Here is a 10,021-nt window from a genome sequence, read left to right as displayed (position 1 = left end):
GAATGACCTTCCTCATATAAATCGAAGATTTGCTGAAATGTTTCCGGTGATAGCTTGATTTTTCGCATAGAAAAACTCCCTATAAAGTTTTACTTTTTTAAGTGTCTACTTTATAGGGAGCATATCAGAGGCTGCGGCCTCTTTTTTTATGCGATTAATCACTGAATTAATAGTATAATAGTGCCAAGGAGTGAGATTGATGGAGAAGTTTACAGTTACATTAGCAGATAATCATCAGACAGAAGTCATGACCTTCACACCAGACCATCCGATCGGTACGGTGCAATTTCTGCACGGGATGGCGGAACACATGGACCGTTATCAGGATTTAGGTCAGTATTTTAAGGCACGCGGCTATAAAGTCATCATGCATAATCACGTCGGCCACGGCGGTCTGGTTCAAGATGATGAGAAAGGTCATTTCGACAGCATGCAGCAATTAGTGCAGCACAGCGCGGAAATTCTTGAGACATTCAAAGTCCCTGACAGACCGGTCGTCCTGATCGGTCACTCTATGGGATCGGTAGTGGCGAGACGCTACGTGACGATGTATCCCGAACACTTTGCGGCACTTATCCTGAGCGGGACGAGCTACTTTGATGCAAAAATGGCGGCAGCCCTACAGCTCCTCAGAGGAATGATCGCAGTCAACGGTAAAGATCATAAAGGGGACTTTGCCAATAAGGTGACGCTCAAGCAGTTCAACAGGAAGTTCAGACCGCTGACGACACCGTCCGACTGGTTAAGTGCAGATCCTGAGAAAGTGCAGCGGTTTATTGACGATCCGCTCACCGGCTTCAATATGTCGCTGAATGCCTATAAGGAAATTTTAAAATCGCTGAAACTGACGCAGCAGAAACGCCAGCTGAAGAGAATGAATAAGCACATGCCGATTCTCCTCGTGTCAGGAAAAGAGGATGCCTTCTCAAACTTTGGTAAAGGCATCGATCGTCTAGGTCACCTCTACAAGGAAGCAGGCATCGAGCATGTCACAGTGCAGCTCTACAGCCATTCACGGCATGAAGTGCTGCTGGAATCCAATCAGACTGAAGTCATGGAGCGTATGGCACGCTGGCTGGAACAGGTGAGCCATGACTAAGATTCCACTGGTCATCATTGTCGGTCCGACTGCTGTCGGAAAAACGGCGCTCAGTATTGAACTGGCGAAGCGTATCAACGGGGAGGTTATCAGTGGTGATGCGATTCAAGTCTACCGCGGCATGGATATCGGCTCAGCTAAAATAACGACCGAGGAGACAGAGGGTGTCCCCCATCACCTGATTGATATTTTAGAGCCGGACGAGAGCTATTCTGCTGCCGCCTTTAAAAAAATGGCTGAAGCCCTGATTGAAGAGGTCCATGCACGGGGTCATATTCCGATGATTGTCGGCGGTACCGGGCTATATGTTCAGTCAGTCATCTATGACTACGGTTTTTCAGATGAGAACCCGGCCGAGACTCAGAAGTATGAAAAACAGTTTGAAGCCCTGTCTCCGGCAGAACAGTATACTTTATTGCAGCAGTCAGACCCGGCAGCAGCAGACGAGATTCATCCTCACAATCAGCAGAGAGTGCTCCGCGCGCTTGTCTATTATCACGTACACGGTCAGTCGATCACTCAGCAGTCAAGAAGTGCTGCGCTGGCAGAACAGTATGATGTGACATTAGTCGGCCTGAATATGGAGCGGCGTCATTTGTATGACCGCATCAATCAGCGCGTGGATAAGATGGTGGAAGCAGGACTGATTGAAGAGGTCACACGACTCAAAGAAGCGGGTTATGGACACACCCGTAGTATGACCGCAATCGGCTATAAGGAAATCATCAGCTATTTAAATGGCAATCTGACATTGGAAGAGGCGTTGACACAGCTGAAGCAGAATTCCCGTCGTTTCGCTAAACGTCAGCTGACCTGGTTCAGAAATCAGCTCAGTTTGACGTGGTATGATACTGAACAGCAGACAACCGAGGAGATTGTGACAGATATCATCAGAAGAATGGCAGAAAATGAGGTGTGAGCTTGAAATCAAAAATGAATGAAACCCAAAAAGCGCGCGAACGTGCTATCATACTTGCTGTGCAGCTGAAGTCTCAGGATGATTTTGAATTCAGTGAGTCTCTGAACGAAATCAGTTCATTATGTGAGACAGCTGGCCTGGATGTAGAAGCGCAGTATACCCAGAACAGAGAGCGCTCAGACAGCGCGACTTATTTAGGTAAAGGACGTATAGAAGAGATCCTCGAACAGAGAGAGCGTGAGGATATTGAGTTTGATGTCATCATTGTCAATGATGAACTGACGACCAGCCAGTCGAAACATCTGGCGGAAGCATTCGATGTTAAGGTCATTGACCGGACGCAGCTGATTCTCGATATCTTCGCTCAGCGTGCCCGGTCTCGTGAAGGTCAGCTGCAGGTGGAGCTCGCACAGAATGAATATCTGCTGCCGCGGCTGTCCGGACACGGCGTCAGCCTGTCAAGGCTGGGCGGAGGGATCGGGACGAGAGGTCCAGGGGAGACGAAGCTCGAGACCAATCGCCGGCATATCAGGTCGCGTATCCATGACATCAAGGTTCAGCTGGAAGAAATCAAGAAGCACCGGGCACGATATCGTGAGAACCGGCGGAAACATGAGGTCTTCCAGGTTGCGCTAGTAGGCTATACCAACGCGGGGAAGTCTTCCTGGTTCAATCAGCTGACTGACAGTGAGACATTCGAAGAGAATTTACTCTTTGCGACACTCGATCCGAAGTCCAAACTGATGACGGTTAATGACGGCTTCCAAGTCCTGCTGTCAGATACAGTAGGCTTCATCCAGCACCTGCCGACTCATCTTGTTGAGGCCTTCAGTTCGACGCTGGAAGAAGCGAAATATGCGGATATCCTGATTCATGTGGTAGACCGCAGTCATCCGAATTACAGCGGCCATATAGAAACGGTGCAGACGCTTCTGAAGTCACTGGATATGAGCCATATTCCCGTCCTGACCTTGCTGAATAAGCGTGACCTTTTAAGCGAGCAGCCGGTAGAGAATACATTCGATACTCGCTATGTGACGTCACGTAGCGCCGCTGATGTGGCAGAGGTCAAGAAGACATTAAGTGACTTCATCCAGACACAGTTCACCCCCTATGACACTAAACTTGGAGCTGACAGCGGTAAAATCATCAGTCAGCTCAAACAGGAGACACTTGTCGAATCCATTGAATTTGATGAGCAGACAGAACGATATGCGGTGAAGGGATATGCACGGGATAACAGCAGCATTGTCGGCAGAATAAGGGAAAAGAGAGAGAGTCATGAATGAATTAATTAAAGAGATAGAACAGAAAATCAGACCCATCCATGAAGAGATTGAAGCACGCGCACTCAGCAATCAGGAGAAGGTGCTGAGTGCCTTTCAGGCGCAGCAGATTGCTGAAAGTGATCTTATCGGTACTTTCGGCTACGGGTATGATGACACGGGACGTGATCAGCTTGAAGCCCTTTATGCCAGGGTCTTTAAAGCAGAGGACGCGATTGTCCGTCCGCAGGTGATTTCAGGTACACATGCGATCACCCTCGCTTTGTCCAGCCATCTGAAATATGGAGATGAACTCCTCTATATTACAGGTGAACCGTATGACACACTACTAGAAGTCATCGGCGTGAACGGCAACGGTATCGGCTCCCTCATAGAGAACGGGGTCACGTACCGGACTGTCGACTTGAAAGACGGGGACATCGATTTAGAAGCGGTGATGGCGACTGTGACAGCAGAGACGAAAGTCATCGCCATTCAGCGTTCAAAAGGATATGCCTCCCGGCCATCATTAACTATCCGTCAGCTGGAGACAGCTATTCAGGCTATCAAAGAAAAGTTCCCGGACAAGATCATTTTTGTCGATAACTGTTACGGGGAGTTTGTAGAAGAACGGGAACCAATAGAAGTAGGCGCAGACCTGATCGCCGGCTCTCTCATCAAGAACCCGGGCGGAGGTATCTGCAAGATAGGCGGCTATATAGCTGGACGTCAGGCGCTCATTGAACGGATCGGCTACAGACTGACAGCGCCCGGAATCGGTAAAGAGGCAGGCGCATCCTTATACAGCCTGCATGAGATGTATCAGGGATTTTTCCTGGCGCCTCATGTCGTCAGTCAGAGCTTGAAAGGGGCGGTATTTACAGCGGCGCTCCTGGAAGAGCTGGGGATGACGACGAGTCCGAGATTCGACGATGTACGCACGGATTTAATCCAGTCAGTCACTTTTAATGACGCCGAGAAAATGATCACTTTCTGTCAGGCTATCCAGAGTGCGAGTCCGATCAATTCCAGATTTGCGCCGATGCCTGCCTATATGCCGGGGTACGAAGATGATGTCATCATGGCAGCGGGCACATTCATTCAAGGTGCCTCAATCGAACTGACAGCTGACGGCCCGCTGCGTGCGCCTTATGAGGCGTATGTCCAGGGCGGACTGACTTATGAGCACGTCAAACTCGCTATCATCAGCGCAGTGAAAACCATGCAGGAGTAAGGGATTCTCTCTGCCAGATAACCGATTATAAAATCCATGTCAGCTTTCCTGACATGGATTTGTTTTCTGAAAAAAAGTATGTTAGATTATAACCATGCAAGGAGGAGATGCTGTGTCAGATCGATTAAGAAGACAACTGCCTGTGTTTCCGATCAGCGTTGTCATGAAACTGACGGAGCTTACTGCCCGCCAGATTCGCTATTATGAAACGCATGACCTTGTAGCACCACAGCGGACAGAAGGCAACCAGCGATTATTTTCGATGAATGATTTAGACAGACTGCTGGAGATCAAACTGCTGCTTGAAAAAGGCTTCACCATCAAAGGAATCAAACAGATCATGCTTGAGGAAAACAAGGATCTGTCGAAGGATGAACAGAAATTAAGAGAGAGTCTATATGATGACATCTTTAAACCGACCGGCAGAGTTCCACTTAACCGCGGGGATTTATCAAGATTTTATCAATAAAAAACATTGGAGGCTATTATGGCTAAATTTACGAGAGAAGATATCATCCGTTTTGCAAATGAAGAGAATGTACGATTCTTACGTTTGCAGTTTACAGACATTCTGGGGACCATCAAGAACGTAGAGATTCCAGTCAGCCAGCTTGAAAAAGCACTCGACAACGAAATGATGTTCGATGGTTCGTCAATCGAAGGGTTTGTCCGTATCGAGGAATCAGATATGAAACTTTATCCTGACCTTGATACATGGGTGATCTTCCCGTGGACTTCAGACAAAGGTAAAGTGGCACGTCTCATCTGTGATATCCATAAACCGGACGGCACGCCCTTCTCTGGCGACCCACGTGCGAACTTAAAACGTGTCTTAAAAGAAATGGAAGAGATGGGCTTTACAGACTTCAACTTAGGACCGGAACCTGAATTCTTCTTATTCAAACTGGATGAAAAAGGCGAACCGACAACTGAGCTGAATGATAATGGGGGTTATTTCGACCTAGCACCGACTGACCTCGGTGAGAACTGCCGCCGTGATATCGTGCTTGAATTAGAAGACATGGGCTTTGACATCGAAGCGTCTCACCACGAAGTAGCGCCAGGTCAGCACGAAATCGACTTCAAATATGCCGATGCGGTCACTGCATGTGATAACATTCAGACATTCAAATTAGTAGTCAAAACAATTGCTCGTAAACATAACCTTCATGCGACATTCATGCCGAAACCTGTATTTGGTTTAAGCGGATCAGGTATGCACTTCAACGTTTCACTCTTCAAAGGACCGAAAGAGAATGCATTCTACGATCCAAATGGTGACATGGAATTATCAGACGATGCACGTCACTTCATCGCAGGGATTATGAAACATGCAAGAGGATTTACAGCGGTATGTAACCCATTGGTCAACTCATACAAACGATTAGTACCAGGATACGAAGCACCTGTGTACATCGCATGGAGTGGACAGAACCGTTCACCACTTGTCCGTATTCCAGCATCACGTGGTATCTCAACGCGTGTAGAAGTACGTTCAGTAGACCCAGCAGCGAACCCATATATGGCGCTTGCGACGATTCTGCAAGCAGGACTTGATGGAATCAAGAACAAATTAGAAGCGCCAGCACCAGTGGATCAGAACATCTATGAAATGAACCGTGAAGAAAGAGAAGCGGTCGGTATCGAAGATCTTCCATCAACCCTGTATACAGCCATCAAAGCGATGAAAGAAGACGGCGCAATGAAAGAAGCATTGGGCGAACATATTTACCGTCAGTTCATCAATTCAAAAACAATTGAATGGGATATGTATCGTATGCAAGTAAGTGAATGGGAGAAAGAGCAGTACCTGAAACAATATTAAGAGGTTTAACCCTTGAAGCTAAAGTCTTTGAGGGTTTTTTATTTTGTTTAGATATGTGTCCTTTAATCTTAAATTGACACCTAGGACACATTTGGGACACATCAGAATACTTTTTTGATGTATTTCTCGTAATCATCCAGGGCAGTCTGATTCATTTTAGGTGTAACATGCGCATAAACCTTTTCTGTCATTTCCATCGATTGGTGTCCTAAACGCTCCTGGATAACTTTCATTGGGACACCAGCTTCAAGTAATAGAGTCGCATGTGTATGTCTTAGTTTATGGACCGAGAGTTTTTCACCCAGTATTTTATTGCTGCAGTAAATCATCGTGTTATGGATGGATGATCTTGATATAGGATTGCCGAATGCATCAACAAATATAAAATTGTATTTGTTGTTATAGAGCTTGTTATTAATAATTTTGTTCGCATTATGCAGCTGAAGTAACTTGAATATTTCATTACTCAGCGATTGAGTGATATATACATCCCGATGATTCTTTGTCTTGGTTTCACCAAGCATATCTCTTTTCTGATCATACGATTTAGTTACATGGATAATATTATTGGTACGGTCAATATCCTGAAACGTCAAAGCACATGCTTCACCTACACGCAGACCAGTCTCAATAATGAGTCTAAAGAGAAAATAATGATAGACGTTTCTGCGGTTCACATCTTCAAGAAAGGCTTCTATTTTATCATGTGGTATATACTCAGCTGTTTTAGCCTTGCCAGTTGATTTATATTCAATAAGCTCAGCAGGATTATGAGTGATGTAGCCGTCATACTTCGCTCGTTCCATGGCCCGATACATGAGGGAATTGGTTTTCTTCACAGTAGATAAACTGCGGCCGTTTTCAAATAGCTTGTTTATGATTTTCTGATGTTTGGTGCCTGTCAGTTTGTCCAGGGTGATTGATTTGTCGTATAGCTTAACTGTTTTAGTATTTCCGTTTTCATCCTTGGTCTTAATTTCAAACAGCCTTTTTAAACTGCCTCTATCCATATCTACAGTTGCAGGACTCGCTTTACCTATACGGTATGCCTCGATATACTCTTCAAGGTACTCAAATAGAGTAGGAGTAGCTGATTTAATTACATAGGACTTCAAGTTATATTCAAGATCCGTCGCAATCTTCTTTGCTTCATTCTTCGTCTCAATGCCTTCTCGTGATAAAAATTTACGTTTTCCTGATTCATCTTTATAACTTACACGCACCCTATATTTACCGTTTTTCTTATCAATACTGGCCATAATATCAATCCTTTCCTCAAAAATAGTGTAAAAAAAGAAGGGTATAGAGATACCCTTACTTATTTACTTGTTTAAGTTATCTACTGCATATTGAGCTTCTTCTTCAGTGAAGGCATCAAATTGTGATGTTAATTGTGTTTTAATCGCATCAACCGACATATTTTGTGTTTCAGAATACTGTTTAGCTTTTTCTAAAGCATTCTTTTTGTAATCAGCTTTTAAGTTATCGACAGCCCACTTAGCGTCGTTCGCATTGAATTTATCAGCTTGAGATGTAAGTTGGTTGTAGATTCCTTTTTTACTCATAAACATTGTATCTGAATAAGTTTTAGCTTTATTAAGTGCTTTCTCAGCTTCACCGTTAGGTGCTTTAACATCTTTAGTAGATTCTTTGGCAGTGTCAGCAGTTGTTTTAGACGTTTCTTCCACTTTCTTTCCTGCGTCTTTTGCAGTTTCCTCAACTTTTTTACCTGCATCTTTAGCGGCATCTTCAGCTTGGCCACACGCAGCTAACAATAATGATGACGCGATCAGTGTACCCGTTAACATTTTGTAGTTCATTTCAATACCATCCTCTATAGTTTTTTTATATCTAACGGCTCAAAGCCGATTAAATATCCCTCGTATTTAACCCATAACCCGAACTTATTCTTGTAATCTTCAATAGCATCTTTTAAATACTTGTTGTCAATCTCCAGGTGCAGCACCATCTCGTATTCAGTGGTGATTCCTAAGTTATAACACTCAATCAGACGTTCTAACGGTAAAAGTAGTTTGATGCCATAGCGACGAGCGACAAGCTCCTGCTTAGCATGATTAATATTATTCGCATAATCAGTAATATGGCCGTGCGAAGTGAAATAGTGGCCAATCTCTTCAGCAAGGGTACCGGTATTGCGATAGTAGCCTTGGTTTTTGTTGATGCAGATCTCGTTATCCAGGTATAAACCAGCTAATTTATTAGGCATATAATCCAGGTAGCTCACTTTGACTTCAGGCACAATATTATGTAACCTCTCGTGCTGCTGCATAATATCACTCCTATTTACGATTGCGTTTTTTAAACTCGATGAAGTCCAGGATCTCCTGCATCTCTTCTTCAGTCACATCATCGTCAATGTGTGCTGCGATGGTTTCAATTTGTTTCGTATTCGCCTCATTCTTAGGGAAGAAATCATTAATACTGCATCCGAAAATATGTGACAATTCAAATAAAACGTCTTGATTTGCTTTGCGTTGACCATTCTCATATCTACTTACAGCTTGTTTAGTAATATTTAATCGTTCAGCTAGATCTTGTTGATTCATATTTCTAAATTCGCGCATTTTTTTAATTTGATTTGCTATATAAAGTGTAAGTTCTTCGTTTGTCATAATTATTTTCTCCCTTGATTTGATAATCCCATTATATAGGAAGCGTCACCAAAATGGAACATTTTTTTGGTCAAAATCTAAAAAAACTGTTCATTTTACTTGTTAAGTCACCAAAATGGTGATATAGTATAGTCATGAAAGGAGTGAGTTTATGCAAATGTATCTTTGGCGCTTAAGAAAAGAACGTAAATTGAGTCAAAATCAATTCGCCAAAATACTTGGTATGTCTAGGAACACGTATAGTGCTAAAGAACGTGGAGAAATACCGTTCAATTCCGATGAAATGTTCAAAGCATCTGAGTATTTAGAACTACCTATTGATCAAATTTTTTTACCTATATGTCACCAAAATGGTGACATAAATAACCGCGTGGAGGTCTGACCATGAATATTACTATCGATGATGCAGTAATTGTCGACCTGGTCAAAAAGCAAGTCGGTAATGTTATGGCAGATCTCGAGCTAGAGTTTGCAACGGTAGACATCAATCAGCTTTCCGAGATTACTTCTCTGTCACGATCAACACTTCTCAACACCATTACCTGCGAGCCAGAAATTGTAGAAGTGACTCGTCGTATTGGTTCGAGAGTGTTGTATCTCTATCCGGAAGTACTGGAGGCTTACAAAAAAGTATTGGAGAGGGTGGGGAAATGAAAAAACTGCTGTCATACGCAATAGCACTGATTTTCGCAGTTGCAATCTTCGTGGCTAACAATGCACCGATCAATGATTATACTGTTTCAGCACTTAGCTTAATAAGTATATGTATCTTTGGTTTAGCGAAAGTGGGGTGTGAGGAGTGATTGAGGACAACCTTGAAATGGCTGAACGTTATTTACATGCACAGGAAGCAGCATCGAAAGTGATGAAAGCTAGACCGTTCTTCTCAATGTATGAGCTGGAACAGCTAGAGGAGGATTACGGCGCACCTGACCGTCACGAGTACCATGACCATGAGTCAGGCGTAGCGTACTGGGAGGAAATTTGAAAGCAGGGCAAATAAAAAAACACATACCAAAAGGCATGTGCCACAAGTTAATTAGACA

13 protein-coding genes are annotated in these 10,021 nt (G+C 43.9%); 9 read left to right on the top strand and 4 right to left on the bottom strand.

All coding sequences use genetic code 11. The features are described 5' to 3' along the window. Window positions 1-199: 199 nt before the first annotated feature. The 6 genes from ERX55_RS10645 to glnA all read left to right on the top strand — a co-directional run bounded on the left by ERX55_RS10645 (window position 200) and on the right by glnA (window position 6,342). Window positions 200-1,099, top strand: coding sequence for an alpha/beta fold hydrolase (locus ERX55_RS10645; RefSeq protein WP_133452569.1), 900 nt, complete (start codon window positions 200-202; stop codon window positions 1,097-1,099). Then, window positions 1,092-2,018 (top strand): tRNA (adenosine(37)-N6)-dimethylallyltransferase MiaA, encoded by a 927-nt coding sequence (gene miaA / locus ERX55_RS10640; protein WP_133452568.1) that lies wholly within the window; start codon window positions 1,092-1,094, stop codon window positions 2,016-2,018. Before ERX55_RS10645 ends, miaA begins: the two co-directional genes overlap by 8 nt. Before the next feature lie 14 nt (window positions 2,019-2,032). Further along, window positions 2,033-3,307 (top strand): GTPase HflX, encoded by a 1,275-nt coding sequence (hflX, locus tag ERX55_RS10635; RefSeq protein ID WP_133452567.1) that lies wholly within the window; start codon window positions 2,033-2,035, stop codon window positions 3,305-3,307. Beyond that, on the top strand, window positions 3,300-4,517 hold the full coding sequence (locus tag ERX55_RS10630; RefSeq protein WP_133452566.1) for a methionine gamma-lyase family protein: 1,218 nt from the start codon (window positions 3,300-3,302) through the stop codon (window positions 4,515-4,517). Before hflX ends, ERX55_RS10630 begins: the two co-directional genes overlap by 8 nt. Window positions 4,518-4,680: 163 nt before the next feature. Beyond that, window positions 4,681-4,986 (top strand): MerR family transcriptional regulator, encoded by a 306-nt coding sequence (locus ERX55_RS10625; RefSeq protein ID WP_424960692.1) that lies wholly within the window; start codon window positions 4,681-4,683, stop codon window positions 4,984-4,986. An 18-nt stretch (window positions 4,987-5,004) separates the two neighbouring features. Beyond that, the gene (gene glnA / locus ERX55_RS10620; protein ID WP_133452564.1) at window positions 5,005-6,342 is read left to right on the top strand and encodes a type I glutamate--ammonia ligase; all 1,338 of its coding nucleotides are present in this window, start codon (window positions 5,005-5,007) and stop codon (window positions 6,340-6,342) included. A 101-nt stretch (window positions 6,343-6,443) separates the two neighbouring features. Here the strand turns inward: glnA and ERX55_RS10615 are convergent, their stop codons facing one another. The 4 genes from ERX55_RS10615 to ERX55_RS10600 all read right to left on the bottom strand — a co-directional run bounded on the left by ERX55_RS10615 (window position 6,444) and on the right by ERX55_RS10600 (window position 8,975). Beyond that, window positions 6,444-7,601: a tyrosine-type recombinase/integrase gene (locus tag ERX55_RS10615; protein ID WP_133452563.1), complete on the bottom strand. Its 1,158-nt coding sequence runs from the start codon at window positions 7,599-7,601 to the stop codon at window positions 6,444-6,446. Between the two features lie 63 nt (window positions 7,602-7,664). Beyond that, window positions 7,665-8,162 (bottom strand): Ltp family lipoprotein, encoded by a 498-nt coding sequence (locus tag ERX55_RS10610; protein WP_133452562.1) that lies wholly within the window; start codon window positions 8,160-8,162, stop codon window positions 7,665-7,667. A gap of 14 nt (window positions 8,163-8,176) precedes the next feature. Further along, window positions 8,177-8,632 (bottom strand): ImmA/IrrE family metallo-endopeptidase, encoded by a 456-nt coding sequence (locus tag ERX55_RS10605; RefSeq protein WP_133452561.1) that lies wholly within the window; start codon window positions 8,630-8,632, stop codon window positions 8,177-8,179. 10 nt (window positions 8,633-8,642) lie between these two features. Then, entirely contained in the window at window positions 8,643-8,975 is a 333-nt protein-coding gene (locus ERX55_RS10600; protein WP_133452560.1) for a helix-turn-helix transcriptional regulator, read from the bottom strand. A gap of 151 nt (window positions 8,976-9,126) precedes the next feature. On the opposite strand from ERX55_RS10600, the gene ERX55_RS10595 reads away from it, so the two are divergent. From ERX55_RS10595 to ERX55_RS10585, 3 genes are all read left to right on the top strand, one after another. Beyond that, window positions 9,127-9,357, top strand: coding sequence for a helix-turn-helix transcriptional regulator (locus tag ERX55_RS10595; protein ID WP_133452559.1), 231 nt, complete (start codon window positions 9,127-9,129; stop codon window positions 9,355-9,357). 2 nt (window positions 9,358-9,359) lie between these two features. Then, the gene (locus tag ERX55_RS10590) at window positions 9,360-9,629 is read left to right on the top strand and encodes a hypothetical protein (RefSeq protein WP_133452558.1); all 270 of its coding nucleotides are present in this window, start codon (window positions 9,360-9,362) and stop codon (window positions 9,627-9,629) included. Window positions 9,630-9,795: 166 nt separating this feature from the next. After that, window positions 9,796-9,963, top strand: a complete 168-nt coding sequence (locus ERX55_RS10585; RefSeq protein WP_208001534.1) for a hypothetical protein — start codon at window positions 9,796-9,798, stop codon at window positions 9,961-9,963. Window positions 9,964-10,021 lie beyond the last annotated feature (58 nt).

This window comes from Macrococcus bovicus (assembly GCF_004359575.1).
GTDB classification, from domain to species: domain Bacteria; phylum Bacillota; class Bacilli; order Staphylococcales; family Staphylococcaceae; genus Macrococcus; species Macrococcus bovicus.
The sequence above is the reverse complement of the archived record's forward strand: the minus strand, read 5'-3'. Positions and strand labels throughout refer to the sequence as shown.